This is a genomic window from Brevibacillus reuszeri (assembly GCF_002897295.1).
GTDB classification, from domain to species: Bacteria; Bacillota; Bacilli; order Brevibacillales; family Brevibacillaceae; genus Brevibacillus; species Brevibacillus reuszeri_A.
Genome location: NZ_BEXF01000013.1, coordinates 63,815 through 87,478 on the forward strand (window position 1 = coordinate 63,815; position 23,664 = coordinate 87,478).

Sequence of the window (23,664 nt, forward strand, 5' to 3'; positions counted from 1 at the left end):
ATGAAGACAATTCGCATTCGGACATTTACTTTGATGTGCCTCTTCTTTCTACTTTCATTGCCATGGATCTTCTACGTTACTGCTCACCTTATGGAAAACCAAACATTTAGCTTACCAAAAAGTCAGAAGCAAAATGAGTCGCTGCAAAGAAATTTGACTGAGACGATTCATTTAATCGAAAACAGCACAGACAAATGGATGGACCCAAATTGGCATAATGTATTGAATAGCCACTTGCAGAAAACCAAGCTGGATGTGGTTATTTTATCAGCCTCAGATCGGGAAATTTATCGCTCTGACCCGATGCGTCGCAGCGTATTTACTTCGACTGAACAATTTTCAGTCATTGAAGACGGTCGTTTAGTAGGAAGGGTTATCATTTCTTTGCCGAAGTCAAATACTGTCCAAATCATTTCGTTGGTTTCTGGACTGATTCTCGCATTCATTATAATAGGTGTCGCAATGCGCAGGCTTCTTATGCTTCCTCTCGAGAAGATGAGCTTTGCAGCTAGACAGATAGCAACAGGGGAGTGGGATGTGAAGTTACCTATGTCCGGGATTACGGAAATCGCCGAAGTACGCGATGGATTTGATGTAATGGTAAAAGGGCTTCAACAATCTCATCAGAAGCAAGTGGAGCTGGAAGAAGAACGCCGATTCGTAATTGCTGCTGTCGCTCACGATTTACGGACGCCATTGTTTGCACTACGAGGCTATTTGGATGGATTGGAACAAGGAATTGCTCATTCACCGGAAAAAATAACGAAATATTTGGCGGTTTGTAAGGATAAATCGGAACAATTGGATCGATTGGTTGAGGATCTTCTCACCTTTACAAAGATGGAATATGTACAGACAAAACTTAATAACAAGCCTGTTGATCTTAACTTCATAGTGTGTAAATCTATGGATAGTCTAAGTCCGCTGGCTCAACAAAAACAGATCTCTATCTCAACTAAATCCACAGTTGCCTGCATGATCAACGGAGACACGCACTTATTGGAACGTGCCATGAACAATCTTTTGGAGAATGCCGTCAGACACACCCCCTCAGACGGTGAAATTGTTGTTCACTGCTTTACGGATGGGAATAAAGTAAAGTTTTCGATACGTGATACAGGGCCAGGCTTCTCTCCGGAAGAACTGTACCGGGCTTTTGAACCCCTATATCGTGGTGAAGTATCAAGAAATCGTTCAACCGGGGGCATTGGCCTCGGGTTAACCATTTCACACAGAATTGTTAGACAACATAGAGGTGAACTTTGTGTAAGCAATCATCCCGATGGGGGAGCGCTTCTTGAAGGTTGGATACCAGCAGCCACCCCGATCATTTTGTAGTTGACCAATTTATAGATTTCCTTGACAATTGGATATAAATACCAAGTTGCTTCGTAAGATTATATGTCGGACAAGCACTATTTCTATATTGGGGTGAGCGAAAATGAAAGGGACGATCGTAACAGTTCCGCAAAAGCATTTTATCGGTCTCAGTTTTTCAGGCACGTTTCCGATGCTTGTAGAATTCATGCCGAAGCTATGGGAAACGTTTTTGCAGCGTCAGGAGGAAATTCCTCACGTGATTCAGCCAAACATACGCTATGACATTAGTGACGAAAATCATGCCCACCATATGTATACCGAGTACCTCGTAGTCGAGGTGGAGAGGTTTGAGCACATTCCTGTAGGCATGGTCGGTTTTACTGTCCCAGAAAGAACGTACGCTCGTTTTACCCACACAGGACCGATGGACCAGGTGCAAGCGACTTATCACAATCTATTTTCATGGCTGAGTGAAAACGGTCATCAGCCAAATGAGCATTACGTGCGCATGGAACGCTACGACGAACGCTACGTACCGACTGTTCATGCAGCGACTCTCACTGAAAATGCGTATGAGATTTTTATTCCACTCAGATAGTGTCTACGTGATAAGCACCTCTTTTATTAGAAAAGGAGGTGTTCTTTACGCTCGTTCTCACCCTTTTCCCCCCTCTCCATATACTGTATAAAAACAAGGGAGGAGATGGACAAGGGTGGGCAGAAGGCGATGGAGATATCGCAAGCTTTTTCGCAGACGATATGGTCGCATTATATGGCTCGTCATCAAGCGCAACGGAAAAAAAGGATTTTTTAAGTTCCCCGCTCAAAAAAAGAAGCGTAGGGAGCACCGAATCCTCGTTGCGAATGAGTTTATAGCGGCAGCCCTTGCGAAAAGCGTCGGACTTCCCGTGGCAAAGGTAAAGCAAGTAACGGTTAGAGGACCTAGGGGAATTCGACGTAAAGGACTGCTCTCGCAAAAAGCCAGTGCGAACAAGGTAATCCCGTGGAAAAAGGCGAAAAAGAGAGTATACCGCAAGCCACATAAAAAAGTGAAAAAAGCGGATTTGCTGGCAAGAATCGTCGCATTTGACGCATGGATCATGAACCCCGACCGAAACAATCGCAATTTGATCTTATACCGCAAAAGAAAAGCCAAGCGTTACAAATGGTATCTCATTGACCACGGGATCGCAGTGTTTGGAAAGCCTAGCAGGTGGAGCCTGAGAAAGGCCAAAAGAAAATTTCGGAAAAAGAGAGCTTACAAGTTTACGATGCACTCAGGCAGTAAGAAGAAGCAACGGATTCCCAAGGGACTCAAGCGCTTCACTCTCGACAATCGAAAATCTTTTAACAAGATGGTCAGAAAAATAAAGCGGCTGTCGAATTCAGCCATTCGAAAAGCGGTAAGGAAAGTACCAAAGGGCTGTCTGAGGAAGTCGGAAAGGAGATTTATTACAAAGGTATTGATTCACCGCAAGAAGCAGATTAAGAAAATTGTGAAGCGAATCTCCAAGAAATTCAGGTAAGAAGTGTGATAAAGGAGGAGGCCGCGTCTTTTTGATTGAGATGCAGCTCTTTACAAAGAAACGCTTCGATCGCTGTCGTAATGCCTGTGGGAGCTTCGAGAGACTCGCTTACTAAAAGATCAATGCAATGCAATACATGATGTTCGCAGAAAGCAGTCGCGCTGCAAGCAGTTCTACTAAAGGCTAGTATAAGCCTGCCTGGGATTTTACGTCCTCCTCTCCCGACTGCCTGTCTTACTTCTTCCTTTACAACAGCCATGTAAAGCACCATTTTTACGAAGAAAATGTAAGCCTTCTGATGCTTGTAGATTTTCCAATCATGTCAGTATCCTGTTTTTATAGACAAGCCTGGGCTAGGCAAACAGACAGGTTTAATGGCTGGCATCAGAGGGCACCATTTTGAACAAAGACCATGAAAGGAAGATGGACAGATGATGAAATACGCGGAACTCAAGAATGGACAGAAAATTGCCTATGTGGAGGAAGGCGCAAAAGGCGAGGCTATTATTTTGCTGCATGGCTTTTGTGGCAGCTCCGGGTATTGGAAAAAAGTAATCCCGATGCTTTCCGAGACGAATCACGTGATTGCGGTGGATTTGCGTGGACATGGAGCGAGCTTTGCCCCTGATGAGCCATATACGATGGAGCGCTTTGCCGAAGACCTGGCGCAATTCATCGATGCGCTTGGCCTGTCACGGATCCATTTGTTCGGTCATTCTCTCGGAGGTTACGTGACGCTAGCTTTTGCAGAAAACTATGCGGACAAGCTGGCGAGCTTCGGCTTGATTCACTCGACAGCGTATCCAGATGACGAAGCAGCCAAGGCAAATCGTGACAAAGGTGCGACCAGCATTCGCGAAAACGGTATCGAGCCGTTCATTAAAGCGTTGGTACCCAAGTTATTTGCCAAAGGCCATGTAGCAACCATGCCAGATGAAGTACAGCTGGCAAAGGAAATCGGTCTTTCCACGATCCCGATTGGTGCCATCAACACACTGCGAGGGATGCGCGATCGTGCAGAGCGTACACATGTACTCAAAGAGACCAGCCTTCCTGTGCTATTGGTCGCAGGTGCAGAGGATCAGGTCATTCCAGCGGAAAAGACATTTACCGTAGAAAGCGAAAACACCCGACAGGTGCTGCTGCCTGACGTAGGACATATGGGGATGCTGGAGGCACCGCAGGAATTGGCAGCAGCGATCCGAGCTTTTTTGACGAAGAGTTAATGAAAACCACACCATAGTCCTAGAAATATTTGCTATAATAGACGAGGTATTCTATCAATTTTTACATAATAGAGAGGGGAAATTCTACATGAAAAAGGCTCGTCGCATTACGATGACGGCGTTTGCATCGGTTGTCTTTGCCTCCCTGATGGCAGGCTCTGCATTTGCTGCACCGCTTCACCCAGTAAACCACGCTGACTGGATGGTAAAAAAATCCATTATCTCTGCTGGTCAAAACGGTGATCTGGCATTGGATCGTGCAGTAAACCTGGCTGAGGTTGCAGTTGTATTCTCTAAATTGAAAGATGCAAAAGTCGGCGCTGCTGCAGCTGGTGCTCACTGGTCGACTCCTTATTTTGATTGGGCAAAATCCCAAGGGGTTCTGACTCAAGACGATTATAAAAATCCTACACAAGCAGTATCCTCTGCAAAACTGACGCAAATGGCTGCGAAGCTGGGCTACAAGCTTGCTTTGGAAAACAAAGCAACCGTAACCCGCGGTGAGTTCTTCCAGGCATTGGGCAATGCTGCGACTACACATGTTACGATTGCTCATACAAACGATACACATGGACATATCCAGGAAGATAAAGGACAAAAAGAATTCGGCTTTGCGAAAATTGCTACCTTGCTCAAGGAATGGCGTGCTGAGAACGACAACTTCCTCTTGCTGGATGCGGGTGACACTTTCCAAGGAACTGTGTTCGTAAACCAATTCAAGGGTGAATCTGTTGTACCAATCCTCAACAGCCTGAATTACAACGTAATGGCAGCTGGAAACCATGAATTCGATTTCGGTTTTGAGCAGCTGCTTAAGCTGCGTGACATGCTGAAGCATCCAGTGATTTCTGCTAACGTATTCAAAGCGGACGGCAAAGAACTACTGGTGCCTACCTTCAAAGCTGAAATTGGCGGCAAAAAGTTCGCATTTGTTGGTTTCGTAGCAGAGGATACACCCGTTTTGACTCACCCTGACAACGTAAAAGGCCTTACTTTCAAAAGTCCGGTTGAAGTAGCGAAAACGGTTGTTCCTGAGCTGAAAAAAGAAGTGGATCACGTGATTGTTGTTTCCCACATCGGTGTGGACGTAGACCGTGAAATTGCGAAAAACGTACCAGGAATCGACCTGATCGTAGGCGGACACTCCCATACTCCACTGACAACACCTGAGCTTGTAAACGGAACGTACATCGTGCAAGACTGGGAGTATGGTAAGTCCCTGGGACGTGCTGACCTGTACTACCTCGGCAAAGAGCTGGTTGCATTTAGCGGCGGTCTGAAAGAGTACGACGAAAACGTTGTGGCTGACCCAGAGGTAGACAAAATGGTTCAAGAGATCGTGAAGCAAATCGACTCTGTTATGAACGTTGTTATCGCCAAGTCTGAGGTTCCACTTGATGGCGATCGTACGCTGGTTCGTGCGAAAGAAACAAACGTGGGGAACCTGATTACGGACATTATGCTTGAGCGTACTCAGTCCATCAAAGGCTATGAAGCTGATGTCGCACTGGCAAATGGTGGCGGAATCCGCACCCAGCTGGAAGCAGGCGATATCACGAAGAAAAACCTGTATACCTTGCTGCCATTTGAAAACAATACACTTTCCGTAGTGGAAGTAACCGGTGAAGAGCTGAAGCAAGCACTTGAAAACGGTGTGAGCCAAGTGGGAACAGGTGCTGGTCGCTTCCCGCAAATCAGCGGCATGAGCTTTACGTACAACGCGTCGAAACCAGTAGGCGAGCGCGTATTGGAAGTAAAAGTAGGTGGACAGCCACTTGATGTGACCAAAAAATACAAAGTGGCAACGATCGACTTCCTGGCAGCAGGTGGAGACGGTTATGATTCCTTCAAAAAACCATTCTTCAACACTGGCTTGTCCATGTACAGCATTGTCGAGGAAGGCCTGATCAAGCGCAAGGTAGTAAATCCAAAAGTAGAGGGCCGCATCGTAGAAGTAAAATAAGAATTGCTTTTAAAGGACAGGGGCGAGTCAGATCCGGCTCCTGTCCTTTCATTTCTTAAAGTACCTTGCAATATACAGTAGCTGTTTGGTAAGCTTTTACATGGGTGATGCAATTTGAATGTTCAGTTTAAAAAAGGTGTGCTGGAGCTGTGTGTGCTCGTTCTGGCAGCGAACCATGATCGGTATGGCTATGAATTAGTTGATAGTATTTCGGAGAAGTTTCATATCGCCGAAGGTACCGTTTACCCCTTACTCCGACGCTTGACTCAGGAAGGCTTTTTTACCACTTACCTGAAAGAATCGCAAGAAGGACCACCACGCAAGTATTACCAGTTAACTGAGCAGGGACGTCGATATATGAACGATCTGATTTTGGAATGGCGAATTTTCAATCGCGGTGTTAATCAGATCATTAAGGAGGGGCTCGGGTATGACGAGGCGTGAGTTTATGGATGAATTGGGTGCTCTGCTCGGTGGCTTGCCTGACAAGGAACGGCTAGACATTTTAGCTGATTATACTGAGCATTTTCTCATGGGAGTCAAGCAGGGAAAAAGCGAGCACGAGATTGCGGAGAGCTTGGGCAATCCCAGATTGCTGGCGAAAGAGCTGTTGGCTGGTTACCGCATTGACCAGGCCGAATCCAATGCCAGCGTCGGTAACATGACGAGGGCAGTTATTGCAACCATCAGTCTAGGGTTTTTCAATGTTGTTTTCGTGCTCGGACCGTTTATGGGGCTAATTGGTATACTCATGGCATGCTATGCCATTTCGGTTTCTTTGCTGGTTGCTCCGTTCGGGATCTACCTGCAATACGGGGTTCCAGCTCCCTCTCATGAACGTCTGTTACTCCTGTTTGGCAGTCTGACTTCTTTGGGGCTTGGTGGCATGCTTGGAGTGGGATTGCTGCGTCTGACAAAGTGGCTATACCGTCAATTTTTACGGTACCTCCAATTTAACGTGCAGCTAATCAGGGGGAAATAAGATGAAACATTGGGGAAAAAAGATTTTTGGAATCAGTTTGCTGCTGTTTTTGCTAGGTGCTTCAGGACTCGTTTGGATGTTTACAAAACAGGACTATTTTTCTTTTTCATTAGCTCAAGTGGATGAAGTGCGAACCATTCAGGAGCCGTTTACGTCACTCGAAATCGCTACAGGCATGGCGGATGTGGTCATCACCCCAAGTCAATCGTCCACCGCCAGTGTGCGACTAATTGGTGAAGCAAGCGACCAGCAGAGAGAGAGAATACAGTTTACAAGTTCAGTGCTGTCAGATGGTACGCTTAAGGTAGACGTCCAAGAAAAGTTCCATGTCAATTTGTTTTTTCCAGTGAATGGAAGACTTCAAGTTGAGCTTTCATTGCCTGAGAAAGACTATGAAAAATTAGACCTGAACACGGCGACAGGCGATATTAAAGCCTCAAAGCTGAGCGTAAAGAAGACGAATATTGTATCCAGCACGGGAGATATAGAGCTAGATGGTCTTACGGGAGATTTGCTGGATATTCATACGGATACGGGTGATATGAAGCTTTCTGGAATTCGCTCTACCGTACAGATTCAAACGACTACCGGTGAGATTGATTCACTTCTGCTCCCTGAGCTTGTACACGATGTTACGATTGAAAGTGAGACCGGTGATATTCGTATTAAGGTTGATAAAGAGCCAGCAGCAGCGAGTCTCGATTTGTCGACAGAAACCGGCTCTATCAAGAATTCATGGAAGTCACTTTCTTATGAGCAGAAAAGCGAAAACAAGGTAGTTGGCGCCATCGGCTCTGGCGGCCCAGCTGTGAATGTCCGGACAACTACAGGCGATATCCGCATTCAATAGGGGAAGTTTGGAAAGACTTATGGTTAGGATTGGAAACAAAGAAACGAAAAGATTTTGACACAATAGGGCCCGTTTTAGGGGAGGGGCCAATGGTATCATAATTATTGGGATAGATTATTGCGCAAGGAGAGGTTTATTTCATGACCGCAAAACCATTTAACGATACTTTTTTGAAAGCGTGTAGAGGGGAAGCAACGGAACATGTGCCGGTGTGGTACATGCGCCAAGCCGGTCGCTATCAACCGGAATACCGTGCTATCCGCGCGAAGCATAGCTTTTTTGAAATGAATTACATACCAGAAGTTTGCGCGGAAGTAACTCGCCTGCCTGTAGAACAGCTTGGCGTGGATGCAGCGATTCTGTTCGCAGATATCATGACACCATTAAAGCCAATTGGCGTAGACGTTAATATTGAGTCTGGCATTGGCCCTGTCATCGCGAATCCGATTGAATCCTTGGCGGATGTACAAAAGCTGGATGATCTGGACCCGGATACGCATGTTCCGTACATTTTGGAATCGATCAAAATCTTGCGCGAGACGCTTTCTGTTCCACTGATCGGTTTTGCTGGTGCACCGTTTACCCTCGCGAGCTATATGATCGAGGGCGGACCTTCCAAGCATTATCACAAGACAAAAGCGTTTATGTATACCGAGCCTGCTGCATGGCAAGCGCTGATGGACAAACTGGGCGACATGACGATTACGTATCTGAAAGCTCAAATTAAAGCAGGAGCACAGGCTGTACAGGTGTTTGATTCCTGGGTAGGTGCGCTCAATGATGAAGATTATCGCGAGTTTATCACGCCAGTTATGACTCGCATTTTCAATGCTTTGAAGGATACTGATGTACCAACGATCTATTTTGGAATCGGCGCAGGTCATTTGCTCATGGATTGGAACCGTTTACCTGTAGATGTACTCGGACTGGATTGGCGTACATCCATTACGACAGCAAGAGAAATGGGTGTAACCAAGACGCTGCAAGGAAACCTCGACCCGACTTTGCTGCTCGCTCCATGGGAGAAGCTCGAATCCAAAGCAAAAGAGATTTTGGACGAAGGAACGAAGCAGCCAGGCTTCATTTTCAACCTCGGTCATGGTGTATTCCCGGATGCAAAGGTAGAAACGCTGCAAAAGCTCACCTCGTTCATCCACAGCTACAAGTCCAACGCGTAATTTCGGAGGTGCAAGAAAAATGTCCAAGCAAAAGACAGGGCTCTTGTTGATGGCGTACGGCACGCCGCGAAGTCGTGAAGAGATCGAGCCTTACTATACTCACATTCGTAGAGGACGCAAGCCTCCACAGGAACTGTTGGATGATTTGACTGAGCGCTACGAAGCAGTAGGTGGAGTGAATCGCTTTGCCGAAATTACGGACGAGCAGGTAAGCGCCTTGGAGCGGGAAATGAACAAGCGCTACCCTGACCGCGAGTTTGCCGGCTATTTGGGACTCAAGCACATCGCTCCGTTTGTTGAGGATGCAGTCGATCAGATGAAAAAAGACGGGATCACAGAAGCAATCAGTTTGGTGCTTGCGCCACACTATTCCAGCTATAGTGTCAAGGAATACAATGGCCGCGCCAAGGAGCATTCGGAATCCGTGAATGGCCCGCTCATCCACAGCATTGAAAGCTGGTACAAAGAGCCAGGCTTCATCTCGTATTGGGTCAAAGCAATCCAGGATACGTTTGCTTCAATGCCCGCAGAGGATCGTGAGCGCGCGGTTGTTATTTTCTCTGCGCATAGCTTGCCTGAAAAAATCCTGAAGTCAGGTGATCCATACCCGACGCAGCTGGAGGAAACGGCAAAGCTGATTGCGGAAGAGGCGGGTATTGCTCATTTCGCAATTGGCTGGCAAAGTGCCGGAAATACGCCAGAGCCGTGGATCGGGCCCGATGTGCAGGATTTGACGAGAGAGCTTCATGCAAGGCATGGCTACAGAGCCTATGTCTATTGCCCGGTCGGTTTTATTGCTGAGCATTTAGAGGTCTTGTACGATAATGATATGGAATGCAAAGCAGTGACGGATGAGCTGGGCGTCCATTACTATCGCCCTCCGATGCCAAATGCCAGACCTGCCTTTATCTCCTGTCTGGCTGATGCTGTCGAGAAGAAGCTGGCGAACTAGGGGATCGAATCAGATGAATGAGAAAACCTACCATATTACGATTGTTGGCGGCGGTATCACCGGATTGACCGCCGCTTTTTACTTACAACGGGAGATCGCGGCAAAAGGTCTTCCGATTCGTTTTCAGTTGATTGAGGAGCAGGATCGTCTAGGAGGAAAGATCAAGACGTGGCGGCACGAAGGCTTTGTCATCGAGCAAGGGCCAGACTCTTTTTTGGAACGCAAAACAAGTGCAGCGCAGCTGGCAACCGATCTGGGTCTCAAGGATGATTTGGTCCGCAACAGCACAGGTCAAGCATACATTTGGCACAAGGACAAGCTCGTAGCCATTCCTGAGGGAGCGGTGATGGGGGTTCCGACGAAACTTATGCCGTTTGTTAGCACGGATTTGATTTCCTTGTCGGGAAAAATTCGCGCTGCAGCCGACCTGATTCTTCCTGCAACTGAAGGGAATGGAGACATCTCCGTCGGTGATTTTTTCCGTCGCCGTTTAGGGGATGAGGTTATTGAGAACCTGATTCAGCCGCTTCTCTCTGGCGTCTATTCAGGTGACATCGACAAGCTCAGTCTGCTCGCGAGTTTTCCACAATTCGCCCAGCTCGAAAAACAACATCGCAGCCTGATTCTGGCCATGAAGCATTCCCGTCCGCAAACGAGCAGTCAAGGGAAGCCAAAGGGCATTTTTCTGACGCTAAAAAATGGCTTGGAGTCACTAGTGGAGGGAATCGAAAAAAGCTTGCCGGCTTCGAGTATTCTAAAAGGAACAGGTGTCCAGGAGCTGAAGAAGAAAGAGAATGGCGGCTACACCCTTGTTCTCAAAAATGGCCAGCAGCTCGAGACAGATGCTGTTCTGTTTACGGTGCCGCATGCCGTAGCCGAACCACTTCTGCGTCCTTATGCATCTGTACCATCCTTGCCACAGGCCAAACCGCATATGGTCGCAACCATCGCCATGGCATTTGGTGAGAATGCGGTCGATGTAGGTATGGAAGGGACCGGGTTTATTGTGCCTCGTAATTCTGGGGCCAAAATTACGGCATGCACGTGGGCGCACCGAAAATGGCCGCATACGACACCTGGGAATAAAGTGCTTTTGCGCAGCTTTGTTGGCAAGGCAGGCGAGCAGTCATTTATGCAGCAGACGGATGAAGAGGTACTGGACGTAGTACTACACGATTTACGCAAAATCATGAGCATTCCGAAGCAACCGGATTTTTATAAAGTGACGCGCCTTCAAAATGCCATTCCGTATGTGGTCGGTCATCTGGATTGGGTCCACGAGGTACAGGGTAAAATTCAGTCGAGCTTGCCAGGAGTGATGCTTGCAGGCGCCTCGTACAGCGGTGTCGGCGTTCCGGATTGTATTGACCAAGGAAAAAAAGCCGTATCAGAACTAATCACTTCAGTCGAACCGGGGAGATAAACCCCGGTTTTTCCTTTTTCGGGTGCTAAACGACTTGTCCTGTCCATATAGTATAGGGAAATGTCCTGCACCTGAAAGGAGGAGCACGAATGGCGTTACAGGATGGACTGCTCTCGTTTGCCATCAAGGAGACCATTTTCCTCTCATCCGATAAAGCTGGAATAGGCGAATTGCAAGAGCTGGAACTGGTTCCGGATGTAGAAGTGTTGGAAAATGAAACCTACATCTCCATTACCGGTTGTTTGCAATTATTCGGGAAGTACGAGCCAATCAGAGAGGCCGCGGAGGCAAATAGCGGCGGAACGGAAACTCTGGTTGAAGCGATGACTTTTTCGCCGTTTCGCCAAGAGGCTACAGAGGAAGGGTTTTACGGCTGGGAGGAGCAGATTGGACATCGTATTCCGTTAAACATCACGATTCCGTTGGAGAGAATCGCGGAAATCGGCGACATTTATGCCATTGTAGACAGCTTTGATTACAAGCTGGAATCGCCACATCAAATGCTGATTGATGCCGAGCTGAAGATTATGGGCATTGCTTTTGCAGAACAAGCCCAAGCGCAAGTACAGGAGCCAGAGCAGCAGGTATATCCGCAGTTCTTTGATCAAAATGAAGAGACAGTCCAGGCAAGCCAGGAAGAAGCGTGGGAATTTACTCATGTAGCATCTGAAGAGCAGGAAAACGAGGTTCAACCCGTTTCATTAGACGAGATTGAGCAAAAGCTGAGTGAGCTGGAAAACGAGATGGAGCGCCAGGCAATGCCAGCCTCATATGACTCCGCTGAATCTGAATCTCCTTCTCTGTATGACGCTCCCGCCCTCTCCACGTCCTATCAGGGCGAATATGTCATGCAAAGCTATGGTGAAGTCACGGAAGAAGTCCATAGAGAGTCACAGGAGGTATGGGGAGCAGAATCTACGGGATATGAATCGGCAGCGTATAATTCGGCTTCCTATAATACGCAGGCAATCGAAGCAGAGTATGATGAGCAATGGACAGATGTGAGGTCCCAGGGAGAAGAGCAAGATGAGCCTGTGCTCGCGATTCATGAGCAGGAACCTCCCGATTACACGCCTGTTGCCAGTGAACAGCATGAGTCTCCAGTGATAGCCGAAGTCGCTGAGGTGGTAGATTCGGCGGAGGCAGCTGAGGTCCATGAGGATGCGCAAATTGCGGCAGAGCCAGTTATTGCCGAGCAGGAAGAGGACGAGGAAATCGAACTGCGTGTAGCCATATCAGGAAAAGCTTCGCGGGAAGAGCCGGGGAATGTGAACATAACTTCAATCTTTTCCCAAGCAAGCCGTGCGAAGCAGGAGGCTTTGGCACAAGAAGCAGAATCGTCATCTAGCTCATCCCGCAAAGGAATGGCTTCTTCCGCAGCGCCAACGACAGCTGAAGCCATGCAAAATCTCACATCGTTTGTCAAAAGCAAGGAAGAACGCTCCAGCCAGCTAAAAATGTGCATTATTCAACGTGATGAAACTCTGGAGCATATCGCTCAACGCTATTCGATGCCGGTTTCCAAGATCGTGGAAGTAAACAGGTTGACTACCGAGCAACTTGTCGCCGGGCAAATCCTGTACATTCCACAGTAAGGAGTGTGGGACCGTGGACAAGATTGACATTTCTGATGTGTGTCAGAATTATCGAGCGCGCGTGATTCGTGTCACGCCGCTCGATGACTGCTATTTACTTGAGACAAACCGCGGTCCGAAAGAATTGCATGTTTGGCCGCGTGTCGATGTCATGCGCTGGTCATTTGCATGGCGAGAACGCTTAGCACGTCATGGGTTCCGCGAGCTGGAACGATTTATTCGAACGCGGGAAGCCAAGCCGTTTCTGATTGTAGGTAAACGTGGAGTGACCATGACAGATCATCTCAGACACATTGAGGCATGCGTGCCTGGAGAGGAATTTGCCAAACAAAGTGGCCGTGTTGTGGGAATGATGCATCTGTCACAGCAGGAGAGTCCTATACTTGCCGGTGCTGATTATTTAAAGCAAGAGCAGATGAATGCCGAATCAAAGTGGGCACAAGCCAAGGCTGTAGTCGAATCGTACCGAGCGACCTACGGTAAGCAGAAGGGGGAAAAGCGCTGGGTAGCCGAATTAATGTCCCCGCTTCTGCAACGGATGGAGCGTTCGGCAATGATGCTTTCCCTTGATAGTATTGCGCCAGACAGCGTCACTGTCGCTCATCGGGACTTGCTGCGCGACAACTGGGGGATCGTGAATGGCAAGCTGTACTTGCGGGGATTTTTTCGACCCTCACTTTCCATTCAGCAACGGGATGTAGCCAATTACCTTCGAGACATGTATTTGACGCATATGGACATAAGGCAGATTGATGCCTTTTTGGACGGATATGAGGAAGTAAAGCCGCTTCAATACTCGGATTATACGCTAATGCTTGCTTTCATGGCCAGGCCACGAGAAGTCTGGAAGAGTGTGGAGACGTATGTAAAACGAGTCTCGCGCAATAAGGAGGTGTCAGCAGCGAGTATTGAACAGGCCTTGCAAAGCCAGCAAGCAGTCGATCAACTGCTGCGTCATATTGCCGATCGGGCCGAGCGATCAAGGGGTGAGGGAGTAGATGAGCCGCTTTGATGACATTTTTCCATTGTTTCAGGAGTATGACATGTTTGCACAATCGATCGATGTCATAAAAGAACCGAATGTATTTAAAGCAGCAACTCCATATGGCTCGTACGTTTGCAAGCGATCAAAGGCTTCCGGCCAACGTCTGCTGTTTGTAAGTGATGTGCTTCGTGAATTGCAGCATCGTGGATGGGATGGGGCTGTTCCCTTTCTTTATACGAAGTTTGATGATCCATACGTTGAAATCGGAAATCAAGCCTACTATTTGACAGCTTGGCAGCCAGGCAGCGAGCAGTGGGCGAATGAGCCGTTGGCATGGGCGACTCCCATGCTGGAGCGATTGGCCGAATTGCATCATCTAACCCAAAACTACAAATTTGATGACCCTAGACAAGTCGAGCCGTTGATCGACTCTTTATTGAATCGGTGGCAGTACTGGCAAAACCAAATGGAAAAAGCAGGAGAAGTCGCACAAGAGCGTCCATATCAATCGCCGTTTGACCTTGTTTTTCTAGCAAATAAGGCATTCATTGCGGAAATGGCTGAGTCGGCTACCGCCCTCTTAATCGATTGGCGAGAGAGGCATGAGACACACGCCCATTTTCGGTTGGCTCTGGTACACGGTTATCCGCACCCCGCCCACATCGTGCCGGATCGATCGGGCAAAGGAAAGCTGCTTAACTTTGAGCGTGCTGGCTTCGATACACCGATTCGCGATCTGACCTTGTTTTATCGGACTTACTTTCAGATGGCAGGGGATGAGGTCGGTGCATCTCAATTGTTTCACCGTTATGCGGCAATCTTTCCTTTGCGTCCCGAAGAGATCGAGCTACTCGCGGCATTCCTCTCATATCCGGAGCGAATCATGCGGGATACGGACATCTATTACAACAATCGTCGAGAGTGGAGTGAGCTATACGCAGTGAAACGGTTTGAAAAAAATATGGACCGCTTGATGCGCCTGCATCGCTGGGTCCAGCAAGCTTTTTAGATGGCAACGTCTCACCGCGTGGGGCGTTGTTTTTTTGTTCACAACCATTCCAAGACGATAGCAACGTACACCACGGCGAGCAGTCCGAGCAATACGACATCAAAGGATGTGGGAAAAAGGATGGTTCGTACGAACTGAAAACCGATTAATGGTAGCAGTACCTGCTTGCAGCCATATTTGATGCGCAAATAAGTGGGATTGTACTTCCAGCGGAAATTCATCCAGATCACCTCATTTCAGCATATGCGTAGCAACCTAGGACAGTGCCTATAACGTCAGCGGGTGTCGTGACATTTCTTTTCGACAGGTTTGAAGGCCGGTGCAAAAGGGAAGGTAAATGGTCAGATAGGCCAGGACTTATATATAAAGGTGATACAAATGATCTGGGAAGTGCTGTTATACGGATTAGGGAGTGGTGGCGGCGTTTATATCGCTCTCTTATCGAAAAAATGGAATGGAGCGAAGCGGTGGGAAGATGTTTCCTTTTTACAGGGAATCGGACTCATTGCTTGGTGTATCGGTAGTTTGCTGGCACTATCATCTGTATGGTGGATCCAGAAATTGAGCCTGCCTATTTCTTTGCTTACATATGTTTTTTTCCTCAGGTCACTGCACGTATTTCCACTCGCTTCTCACGCTACCTATGAACGGTGGAAAATGGTTCTAGACACGCTTGCGTTGATTGTCACTTTTTTGCTGCTGGTTATTTTTCATGATCTTACCAACCACGAAAATAGGCATACACCGAAGATGATATATTGGCAAGGTGGATTTTACTTGCTGTTGCCCGCAATCAGTCTGCTTCTCATCATCCGGCAATTGCAGGGAGCGGCTCGGTTAAAACGAGGAAGACTGCTGTTGTCAACGATCATGTTTATTGCCGTTATGATGATGACACCGATGGTTCCTTCCTATGTCATGATCTGGTGTGTACTGATCGCGTTTGGATGCTTGTTTTACGCTCATCATAGGCTTGGCGAGCAGCAAACGGTTCAAATAGCCCACACCGAGTATCGTTATTTGTTTGAAAGACAGAAGCTCGGGAAGCAGGATGCGATTATGGTGCAGCTCATATTGCTTTCGATTGTAGCAATGCTAGCGGCCATACCAGATATCCCTTTTTATGGAAAGGTAGGTCTTGGAGCGGGAATTTTGTTTGGGCTGGTTCGTGTCTATCTGACAAGTCGCGAAAATCATCATTTGATGAATGAGACATTAGTCGCAGCAAGTCTTCTCGAGCAAAAATATGAGAATCAGCTGGAGCAAATTCAGTTACAGAACATGCAATTGTCCCGGGTCCTAGGTCTGAAGCAAAATTATGAATACCTGCTTCTGGCAAGCAATGAGCAGAGCCTTCGGGAAGTCAATTATGAGACGCTTCAGCAGGTGATAGAAGAGCTGGTAGATACGTGGTTTGCCAAAATGGATACGCTCACTTTTTTGCAGCTATCTCTGGAGTCGAAGTGCGGAGAAGTCTACTATCGCCTGGAGCGTGGAACGAAAGTTTGTACAGGCAACCTGCATATGGTCGACCAGCGGGTGGTTGTTTCTGAACAGCGGGATACAGCGTTGATCCCGCGGTATGTTTCCCTGGTTGCGCAAATATCGGTAGCTGATCAAGGGCATGCAGAGCTGGAGCAATCCTTTTTTCAAGTGCTGCTGGTAAATGTGAGAGGGCTCATCCTGCGCTGCCTGCATGAGCATCAAGCGCTGGAGCTCGGGGTGATGGAAACAGAGATGGGGCTTGCCAGACGTATTCAATCGATGCTCATTCCCAAAGAAGAATGGATCATCAAAGGCCTCAGAGCTCGTACTGTCTATGCACCGATTACTTATGTAGGCGGCGATTATGTTGATTATATTCGGATCGATGATCGATATGTTTGTTTTATCGTGGCCGATGTGTCAGGTCATGGATTGCCGGCTAGCTTATTGGCAACGGGCATATCAAGTGCAGCAAGAGCTGTTTTGCAGACGAGCTGGTCCCCAGATGAGATCCTTGAAAGACTGAATCAGCTGCTGTACGAAAATTTATCGAAGACCCGCTCCTTCATCACGATGATGGTTACCGTCTATGACAGCTATGAGCATAAATTGCTTCTAAGCCGCGCAGGTCATCCTCAGCCACTGTATCTTTCCAAAAGCAAACAATCCGTCTTGGATTGCAGTGGAGGGGTCGGACTGGGGCTTTTGCCTGATAGCACTTATCCGCTCGAGGAAGTACTCTTAAAAGAAGAGGCCATTCTCCTCATTTATACAGATGGATTGGTCAATACTGGTAGAAAAGATGCATTTCGTTGCTTGCAGCAATGGCTGGTGGAATTATCTGCATTATTGGACGAGGCTGAAAGCACAAATGATGGGGTTATCGATCGGGTAGAATCGCATGTATGGGGAATGACGCGAAGAGAAAAGCAATTGGATGATATGTCTGTGCTGATCCTTCAATTTCAGTCTGCACCTCCGATATAGTCCAACAGCTACCGGAATGTTATGATACAAAATAGTAATCCAGCAAAAAACGCCAATGAACAGGAGGATGAACCGTGATTCTGTGTGAGCAGTGTCCGGACAATCCTGATTGTCGTAATTGCCTGGATGCTCTGCGCTCAGGGGGTTCTGCGCAAAAAGTACTTCCACCTAGGTCGGTACAGGTAACCAATCTTGCGACGATGGAGACAACGGTAGCGCAGCTGCATGCAGTGAGTCGGACGGCAATCGGGTTGTATAGCAGGGAGCATTCTTTGCATGGACGTATGGAGGTAGAGCTGGCAGCAGATTTCCGGATTATTGGCGGTGGACTGCGAGGAATTGCCGGCGTACCCTACTATGTCATTGATATAGAAAAAGTATTGCGGCGAGAGGAAGTTTTGGAACGACTTCTGCTCGATGAATTTCATAATTGGCACATGAGTGACGAGTTGAACCCGATCGACGTCTTACCAGATTGGAAAGAGCGGGATGATAAACGTGGGCTTTTGATTAAGCAAGAGCTGCAAAAGCTATCGATCTTGCGGCGGATCGAGACAATCTTTCTGTATCTTTACGATAATGGAAGCTTGCGCTCTATCGGTTCTAGCCGTGCAGATCATGACATTGAGCGTGAGATGAGGCGCTTGGTGGAGTCCGCTGCGGGCGATGGTGCATCTGTGAGAGAACAAATCATGTCCTCTGATGGGCAAAAGGTGTTCGAAGTGTATGCATCTCCACTGCCTGATCAAAGCTGTGGAATTGCGCTCATCGATGTTACAGCGGCGATTCTGGAAGAGCGTAAACGCAAGCGGCGGGAATGGGAAATTTACAGGGACATTTTGGCGGTCGTTACCAAAGAAAAGCTTCTACTGTTAAGTGACGAGGAATTGTTTTTCTTGCTACGGGAAGGTCATAAGTCTCTGGCAATGGATTTACGAGCACCTGAGCAGCTGGCAGAGCTGCGACGTTCTTTCAAACGTGCATTAGAACCGGTCGGTATTTCTGATAAACGATTGCTGCAGTTTATGGTAGCAGTCAATGAGGCAGCCTCCAATACGCTTAAGCATGGCAGTGGGGGAACAATCACCTTGCATATTTCAACAGACAAAACCTTGTGCAGAGCTGTTATTCACGACACAGGTCAAGGAATCGTTTTGGAGGATTTGCCGCGCGTGACGCTACAGCACGGCTTTTCTACGCGACATTCCCTCGGGGCAGGGTTTCAGGTGATGCTGCAATATTGTGATCGGGTGTATCTTGGTAGCTCTCTGGCAGGCACCAAGTTGATTTTGGAATGCGTCATTGCCACATAAAGGGAATTTCAAGAATGTGTCAAATGTTTGTAAATGAGTGAGAGCGGGTACTATAGTAAATAGAGAAGGAAGTACGTCCGTAGTACCGATACCTTTTGAGAGGAGTTAGAGCATGGACTACCGAGCAACAGAGACAAACGGGCAGGCTACGTTGTTTTTCGCCGGAGAGCTGGACATGGCTGTAGGTGATCAAGTAGGTGAGTTGATCCAACAGTATGGAGGGCGAAATCAAACCGTTACTGTCGATTTTCAAGGTGTATCCTTTGTAGATTCTTCCGGTATTGGCAGTCTTTTTTTTACAACGAAAGAATTGCTTGCTTTGGGCAAACAAGTGGAAATTGTTAATGTTCGCGAAGAAATACTGGACATACTAAGTGTACTTGGCTTCACCGATGCACTGGGCATCAGTGTTGGCAAGGCGGAAAAAACCGGGTGAAACCGGGTTTGACGCATAACGGACTGATTGTATATAATAACGTAGAGCTAATTGTCAATTACATATCTAATCAACAATGATCGGGAAGAGTAGGTCAGGATGCCTTGGCAGAGAGGAGAATCAGTTGCTGCGAGATTCTCTAAGGAAAAATGACTGAAGGTCGCCCGGGAGTTATTCCAGTGAAAGCAAATAGCGTAGCTGGAAACGGATCGCAACCGTTATCTTGTCAGAGGGAACATGCATGGTCGTTTTACGCGATGCATGTTAACAAAGGTGGTACCGCGAAATAATCCTTTCGTCCTTTGGATGAGGGGTTTTTTTTATTTTTTTCAAGGAGGAGTCACATATGTCAACACAGCCAACACAAGACATTGACCAGCTGCTGCCGAAAAATTATGATCCAAAGGCAGCTGAAAACAAATGGTATCCGTACTGGATTCAAAAAGAGTTTTTTAAAGCGCACCGCGACCCTAATAAAAAGCCGTACACGATTGTGATCCCGCCTCCGAATGTCACAGGGAAGCTCCATCTGGGGCACGCACTTGATACGACACTCCAAGACATCATCACTCGTACGAAGCGGATGCAAGGATATAGCACACTGTTTTTACCAGGGATGGACCACGCGGGTATCGCTACACAGGCTCGCGTAGAAGCAACTCTGCGTGAGGAAGGCATCTCCCGTCATGATCTTGGACGTGAAAAATTCGTGGAAAAGGTATGGGAATGGAAGCATATTTACGCTTCGCACATCCGTGAGCAGTGGGAGAAGCTTGGTCTGGCGCTGGATTACTCCCGTGAGCGCTTTACGATGGATGAGGGCTTGTCCCGTGCCGTACGTGAGGTTTTCGTTCGCCTTTATGAAAAAGGTCTGATCTACCGCGGCAACCGCATCATCAACTGGGATCCGGCAGCACGCACAGCCTTGTCTGATATCGAGGTTATTTACAAAGAAGTCAAAGGTGCTATGCACCACATGCGCTACCCGCTGGCTGATGGAAGCGGACATATTGAAGTGGCTACGACACGTCCGGAGACGATGCTGGGGGATACAGCCGTCGCTGTCCATCCAGAAGACGAGCGCTATAAGCATTTGATCGGAAAAACTGTTATTTTGCCAGTAGTGGGACGCGAAATTCCAATCGTGGCAGATGACTATGTTGATCCTGAATTTGGTTCAGGTGCAGTAAAAATTACGCCAGCACATGATCCTAACGACTTTGAGCTCGGTCTGCGCCATCAACTGCCGCAAATCGTTGTCATGGATGAAACAGGTACGATGAACGACCAAGCAGGCATTTACAAAGGTCTTGATCGTTTTGCCTGCCGTAAACAAATCATCAAGGACCTCACCGAGCAAGGCATCATGTTCAAGGTGGAGGAGCACATTCACCAGGTTGGACACAGCGAACGCAGCGATGCAGTAGTTGAGCCGTATTTGTCTACTCAATGGTTCGTAAAAATGCAGCCACTTGCTGATAAGGCACTGGAAAACGCTGCGAGTGAAGACAGTGTCAAATTTGTACCAGAGCGCTTCAAAACAAATTATTTGCGCTGGATCGAAAATATTCGCGACTGGTGCATTTCTCGTCAGCTTTGGTGGGGACACCGCATTCCTGCATGGTATTGCTCCGATTGTGGCGAAACCATCGTTTCACGTGATGACGTGACAGAGTGCCCATGCTGCCACAGCCACCAGCTCACGCAAGACAATGATGTTCTCGATACATGGTTCTCTTCGGGATTGTGGCCGTTCTCTACGCTAGGCTGGCCGGAAGAATCCGAAGACATGAAGTACTTCTATCCAACAAACGTACTGGTAACAGGTTACGATATCATCTTCTTCTGGGTTGCACGTATGATGTTTAGTGGTCTGGAATTCACTGGAAAAAATCCATTTGAGACCGTTTTGATCCATGGCATCATCCGCGACTCCGAAGGACGCAAAATGTCCAAGTCGCTCGGCAACGGTGTCGATCCGATGGAAGTAATTGAAAAATACGGTGCTGACGCGCTGCGCTTCACATTGGCAACGGGCAACTCCCCAGGGAACGACCAACGCTTCTATTGGGAAAAGGTTGAGGCAAACCGCAACTTTGCCAACAAGATCTGGAATGCGTCCCGTTTTGCCTTGATGAACCTGACTGACTTCAGCTACGACGATATTGATCTGAGTGGCGAGCTGTCTACACCAGACAAGTGGATTCTGTCCCGCCTGCAAGCAACGATTGCGGATGTAACACGTCTCTCTGATGCCTTTGAATTCGGAGAAGTAGGCCGTGTCCTTTACAACTTCATCTGGGATGATCTGTGCGATTGGTATATCGAGATGGCGAAGCTCCCATTGTACGGTACAGATGCAGCAGCGAAAAAGACAACGCAATCCGTACTCGTAACAGTGCTTGATCAGACGCTCAAGCTCCTGCATCCGTTCATGCCGTTTATGACAGAGGAAATTTGGCAGGCATTGCCGCACCAAGGCGAGAGTATTACGGTAGCTCCTTGGCCAGTTGTAAACGAAAATTGGGTATTTGCTGAGGCAGAGAGCGAAATGTCTCTACTCATGGAAGTTATCCGCAGCGTACGTAACATCCGTGCAGAAGTAAACGTGCCGATGTCCAAAAAGATCGAGCTGTTGATCAAGCCAAGCGACGCGACTTCAGCAGAGCGTCTGGCGCGTGGTGAGGAGTATATTGCTCGTTTCTGCAATCCGGAGAGACTGGAAATCAATCAGCAGCTGGCGACGCCAGATAAGGCGATGTCTGCTGTTGTGACCGGAGCAGAGCTGTTCTTGCCACTGGCTGGCTTGCTTGATCTGGATCAAGAGCTGAAGCGTTTGGAAAAAGAACTGTCCGGCTTGCACGGCGAAGTAGAGCGGATTGAGAAGAAGCTAAACAACGCAGGCTTTATGGCCAAGGCACCAGAAAAAGTGGTTGCAGAAGAAAAAGCCAAAATGGCTGACTACATGGAAAAGCGGGATAAAGTGATTGCAAGGCTTGCTGAATTGAAGGGCGAATGATCCTTTAGCTAACCGCATATTTTTGAGAATGGAGCATTGTGGTATGCATGCAGAAGAATTTGTCGAATATACACAAGCGCTTGACTGGTTGCATGGCCTACTAGCTTTTGGTCAACGACCAGGGCTGGAAAGAATGCAATGGGTGTTGGAAGAGCTGGGACACCCCGAGCGTAGAGTGCCGTTCATCCATGTAGCAGGCACGAATGGTAAAGGCTCTACCTGCGCATATCTTACGCAGATGCTGATGGAAGCAGGCTACAGTGTTGGTACGTTTACTTCTCCCTATTTGATCGATTTTCGGGAGCGTATTCGTTTTAATGGGAATATGATTCCAGAGGAAGACCTGCTGAAGCTGGTGAACGAGGTAAAGGTCCTGGTGAATCGCTGCGAGCAGGAAACAGAGTTTGGATCGCCTACAGAGTTTGAGGTGATTACGCTGATTGCCATTCTGTATTATGCCAGAGTGGCAAGACCAGCGGTAGTCGTATGGGAAACGGGACTTGGCGGACGTTTGGATTCTACAAACGTCGTCATCCCGCTCGTTTCCGTCATTACCAACATTGGACTCGATCATACAAATGTTTTGGGTGACAATCTGGTAGACATCGCTCGGGAAAAGGCAGGGATTATCAAGCCTGGCGTGCCTGTCGTAACTGGAGAAACCAGACCTGAGGTACTCGCTGTGATCCAGGAGCGTGCCAATCAGACACGTAGTACACTCTATCAAATCGGTAAGGATTTTCATGGAGAACAGATTTCGGAACAGCTGGGTGAACAACAGTTTCGTTATCACAGCATCCACCGACGCCATGAGTCCTCCTACCGTTTGACTATGAATGGAAGTCATCAGACAAATAACGCTTCGGTGGCTCTGATGACTATCGATGTCTTGCGCAACTATTTCTCTTTTTTGCTGGAAGAGGAGGAATTGTTTCGAGGTTTGCAACAAACGCGCTGGCCTGGTCGTCTAGAAGTAGTCTCCCCAAGACCTTTGGTACTCTTGGACGGGGCACACAACCAAGAGGGGATGGAAGCGCTCGTAAGCAGTTTGGATCGTTTGTTGCCACAGGGCAAGCACTTGCATCTGCTCTTTTCCGGGCTTTCGGATAAGCCGCTTGCGAAAATGGCAGAAACGCTCGCACCGCTCAGATCTCGCATTGAGACTATTCATGTGACGACGTTCGACTTTCCACGTGCAGCAAAAGCAGCAGAATTGCACGATGCGTTTCAATCAGGCGGATGGGAAGAGAATCTTCTCAGTACCGTTTCTGACTGGCGAGCATTTCTACTTGCTTGGACGAAGGAGAAGCAAGCAGCGAAATCAGACGACAGCTTAGTTATCTGCGGCTCGCTCTACTTCATCGCCCAAGTGCGCGCATTCTTTCCCACTACAGTAGAAGAGGCAGGTGAATAGG

Annotated in this window: 21 protein-coding genes and 1 other annotated feature; of the genes, 19 read left to right on the plus strand and 2 right to left on the minus strand. The window is 47.9% G+C overall.

What is annotated here, in order from left to right; translation table 11 throughout:
• From C3B52_RS20360 to C3B52_RS20370, 3 genes are all read left to right on the plus strand, one after another.
• Complete coding sequence (locus C3B52_RS20360) at positions 1–1,338, plus strand: sensor histidine kinase (RefSeq protein ID WP_103108241.1); 1,338 nt, start codon at positions 1–3, stop codon at positions 1,336–1,338.
• A gap of 103 nt (positions 1,339–1,441) precedes the next feature.
• Positions 1,442–1,918 carry a GyrI-like domain-containing protein gene (locus tag C3B52_RS20365; protein ID WP_103108242.1) on the plus strand — a complete coding sequence of 159 codons (477 nt, stop codon included), beginning with the start codon at positions 1,442–1,444 and terminating at the stop codon, positions 1,916–1,918.
• 115 nt (positions 1,919–2,033) lie between these two features.
• Positions 2,034–2,846, plus strand: a complete 813-nt coding sequence (locus C3B52_RS20370) for a HipA family kinase (protein WP_103108243.1) — start codon at positions 2,034–2,036, stop codon at positions 2,844–2,846.
• Here the strand turns inward: C3B52_RS20370 and C3B52_RS37365 are convergent.
• The gene (locus tag C3B52_RS37365) at positions 2,839–3,105 is read right to left on the minus strand and encodes a hypothetical protein (RefSeq protein WP_235615792.1); all 267 of its coding nucleotides are present in this window, start codon (positions 3,103–3,105) and stop codon (positions 2,839–2,841) included. The two genes, C3B52_RS20370 and C3B52_RS37365, sit on opposite strands and share 8 nt — an antisense overlap.
• A gap of 172 nt (positions 3,106–3,277) precedes the next feature.
• On the opposite strand from C3B52_RS37365, the gene C3B52_RS20380 reads away from it, so the two are divergent.
• From C3B52_RS20380 to C3B52_RS20430, 11 genes are all read left to right on the plus strand, one after another.
• Positions 3,278–4,072 (plus strand): alpha/beta fold hydrolase, encoded by a 795-nt coding sequence (locus tag C3B52_RS20380; RefSeq protein ID WP_103108245.1) that lies wholly within the window; start codon positions 3,278–3,280, stop codon positions 4,070–4,072.
• Positions 4,073–4,160: 88 nt separating this feature from the next.
• Positions 4,161–6,035, plus strand: coding sequence for a bifunctional metallophosphatase/5'-nucleotidase (locus C3B52_RS20385; protein WP_103108246.1), 1,875 nt, complete (start codon positions 4,161–4,163; stop codon positions 6,033–6,035).
• Positions 6,036–6,149: 114 nt separating this feature from the next.
• Positions 6,150–6,479: a PadR family transcriptional regulator gene (locus C3B52_RS20390; protein ID WP_049737886.1), complete on the plus strand. Its 330-nt coding sequence runs from the start codon at positions 6,150–6,152 to the stop codon at positions 6,477–6,479.
• Positions 6,466–7,017: an HAAS signaling domain-containing protein gene (locus C3B52_RS20395; RefSeq protein ID WP_103108247.1), complete on the plus strand. Its 552-nt coding sequence runs from the start codon at positions 6,466–6,468 to the stop codon at positions 7,015–7,017. Before C3B52_RS20390 ends, C3B52_RS20395 begins: the two co-directional genes overlap by 14 nt.
• Before the next feature lies 1 nt (position 7,018).
• Positions 7,019–7,867, plus strand: a complete 849-nt coding sequence (locus C3B52_RS20400; protein ID WP_103108248.1) for a DUF4097 family beta strand repeat-containing protein — start codon at positions 7,019–7,021, stop codon at positions 7,865–7,867.
• Positions 7,868–8,007: 140 nt separating this feature from the next.
• Positions 8,008–9,045: a uroporphyrinogen decarboxylase gene (gene hemE, locus C3B52_RS20405; RefSeq protein ID WP_103108249.1), complete on the plus strand. Its 1,038-nt coding sequence runs from the start codon at positions 8,008–8,010 to the stop codon at positions 9,043–9,045.
• A gap of 19 nt (positions 9,046–9,064) precedes the next feature.
• Positions 9,065–9,997, plus strand: a complete 933-nt coding sequence (gene hemH, locus C3B52_RS20410; protein ID WP_103108250.1) for a ferrochelatase — start codon at positions 9,065–9,067, stop codon at positions 9,995–9,997.
• A 13-nt stretch (positions 9,998–10,010) separates the two neighbouring features.
• Positions 10,011–11,420 carry a protoporphyrinogen oxidase gene (hemY, locus tag C3B52_RS20415; RefSeq protein WP_103108251.1) on the plus strand — a complete coding sequence of 470 codons (1,410 nt, stop codon included), beginning with the start codon at positions 10,011–10,013 and terminating at the stop codon, positions 11,418–11,420.
• An 89-nt stretch (positions 11,421–11,509) separates the two neighbouring features.
• Positions 11,510–13,015, plus strand: a complete 1,506-nt coding sequence (locus tag C3B52_RS20420; protein WP_103108252.1) for a LysM peptidoglycan-binding domain-containing protein — start codon at positions 11,510–11,512, stop codon at positions 13,013–13,015.
• 13 nt (positions 13,016–13,028) lie between these two features.
• Positions 13,029–14,027: a phosphotransferase gene (locus C3B52_RS20425; protein WP_103108253.1), complete on the plus strand. Its 999-nt coding sequence runs from the start codon at positions 13,029–13,031 to the stop codon at positions 14,025–14,027.
• Positions 14,014–15,009, plus strand: coding sequence for a hypothetical protein (locus tag C3B52_RS20430; RefSeq protein ID WP_103108254.1), 996 nt, complete (start codon positions 14,014–14,016; stop codon positions 15,007–15,009). Before C3B52_RS20425 ends, C3B52_RS20430 begins: the two co-directional genes overlap by 14 nt.
• Before the next feature lie 38 nt (positions 15,010–15,047).
• On the opposite strand, the gene C3B52_RS20435 is transcribed toward C3B52_RS20430, so the two are convergent.
• The gene (locus C3B52_RS20435) at positions 15,048–15,230 is read right to left on the minus strand and encodes a hypothetical protein (protein ID WP_103108255.1); all 183 of its coding nucleotides are present in this window, start codon (positions 15,228–15,230) and stop codon (positions 15,048–15,050) included.
• 157 nt (positions 15,231–15,387) lie between these two features.
• Between C3B52_RS20435 and C3B52_RS37370 the strand changes: the two genes are divergently transcribed.
• From C3B52_RS37370 to C3B52_RS20460, 5 genes are all read left to right on the plus strand, one after another.
• The gene (locus C3B52_RS37370; protein ID WP_235615802.1) at positions 15,388–17,481 is read left to right on the plus strand and encodes a PP2C family protein-serine/threonine phosphatase; all 2,094 of its coding nucleotides are present in this window, start codon (positions 15,388–15,390) and stop codon (positions 17,479–17,481) included.
• Positions 17,482–17,555: 74 nt separating this feature from the next.
• Entirely contained in the window at positions 17,556–18,794 is a 1,239-nt protein-coding gene (locus C3B52_RS20445; protein WP_103108256.1) for an ATP-binding protein, read from the plus strand.
• 112 nt (positions 18,795–18,906) lie between these two features.
• The gene (locus C3B52_RS20450; protein WP_103108257.1) at positions 18,907–19,230 is read left to right on the plus strand and encodes an STAS domain-containing protein; all 324 of its coding nucleotides are present in this window, start codon (positions 18,907–18,909) and stop codon (positions 19,228–19,230) included.
• A gap of 67 nt (positions 19,231–19,297) precedes the next feature.
• Positions 19,298–19,536: a binding site (T-box leader), on the plus strand.
• A gap of 40 nt (positions 19,537–19,576) precedes the next feature.
• Entirely contained in the window at positions 19,577–22,249 is a 2,673-nt protein-coding gene (locus C3B52_RS20455) for a valine--tRNA ligase (RefSeq protein WP_103108258.1), read from the plus strand.
• Between the two features lie 43 nt (positions 22,250–22,292).
• On the plus strand, positions 22,293–23,663 hold the full coding sequence (locus tag C3B52_RS20460; RefSeq protein ID WP_103108259.1) for a bifunctional folylpolyglutamate synthase/dihydrofolate synthase: 1,371 nt from the start codon (positions 22,293–22,295) through the stop codon (positions 23,661–23,663).
• Position 23,664 lies beyond the last annotated feature (1 nt).

What these genes read in the sequence shown, in the direction of transcription:
- C3B52_RS37365 (WP_235615792.1), bottom strand. Translation starts at nt 3,105, where the DNA reads ATGGCTGTTGTAAAGGAAGAAGTAAGACAGGCAGTCGGGAGAGGAGGA.
- C3B52_RS20450 (WP_103108257.1), top strand. Translation starts at nt 18,907, where the DNA reads ATGGACTACCGAGCAACAGAGACAAACGGGCAGGCTACGTTGTTTTTC.
- C3B52_RS37370 (WP_235615802.1), top strand. Translation starts at nt 15,388, where the DNA reads ATGATCTGGGAAGTGCTGTTATACGGATTAGGGAGTGGTGGCGGCGTT.
- hemY (WP_103108251.1), top strand. Translation starts at nt 10,011, where the DNA reads ATGAATGAGAAAACCTACCATATTACGATTGTTGGCGGCGGTATCACC.
- hemH (WP_103108250.1), top strand. Translation starts at nt 9,065, where the DNA reads ATGTCCAAGCAAAAGACAGGGCTCTTGTTGATGGCGTACGGCACGCCG.
- C3B52_RS20420 (WP_103108252.1), top strand. Translation starts at nt 11,510, where the DNA reads ATGGCGTTACAGGATGGACTGCTCTCGTTTGCCATCAAGGAGACCATT.
- C3B52_RS20380 (WP_103108245.1), top strand. Translation starts at nt 3,278, where the DNA reads ATGATGAAATACGCGGAACTCAAGAATGGACAGAAAATTGCCTATGTG.
- C3B52_RS20395 (WP_103108247.1), top strand. Translation starts at nt 6,466, where the DNA reads ATGACGAGGCGTGAGTTTATGGATGAATTGGGTGCTCTGCTCGGTGGC.
- C3B52_RS20365 (WP_103108242.1), top strand. Translation starts at nt 1,442, where the DNA reads ATGAAAGGGACGATCGTAACAGTTCCGCAAAAGCATTTTATCGGTCTC.
- C3B52_RS20435 (WP_103108255.1), bottom strand. Translation starts at nt 15,230, where the DNA reads ATGAATTTCCGCTGGAAGTACAATCCCACTTATTTGCGCATCAAATAT.
- C3B52_RS20400 (WP_103108248.1), top strand. Translation starts at nt 7,019, where the DNA reads ATGAAACATTGGGGAAAAAAGATTTTTGGAATCAGTTTGCTGCTGTTT.
- C3B52_RS20455 (WP_103108258.1), top strand. Translation starts at nt 19,577, where the DNA reads ATGTCAACACAGCCAACACAAGACATTGACCAGCTGCTGCCGAAAAAT.
- C3B52_RS20385 (WP_103108246.1), top strand. Translation starts at nt 4,161, where the DNA reads ATGAAAAAGGCTCGTCGCATTACGATGACGGCGTTTGCATCGGTTGTC.
- C3B52_RS20430 (WP_103108254.1), top strand. Translation starts at nt 14,014, where the DNA reads ATGAGCCGCTTTGATGACATTTTTCCATTGTTTCAGGAGTATGACATG.
- C3B52_RS20460 (WP_103108259.1), top strand. Translation starts at nt 22,293, where the DNA reads ATGCATGCAGAAGAATTTGTCGAATATACACAAGCGCTTGACTGGTTG.
- hemE (WP_103108249.1), top strand. Translation starts at nt 8,008, where the DNA reads ATGACCGCAAAACCATTTAACGATACTTTTTTGAAAGCGTGTAGAGGG.
- C3B52_RS20360 (WP_103108241.1), top strand. Translation starts at nt 1, where the DNA reads ATGAAGACAATTCGCATTCGGACATTTACTTTGATGTGCCTCTTCTTT.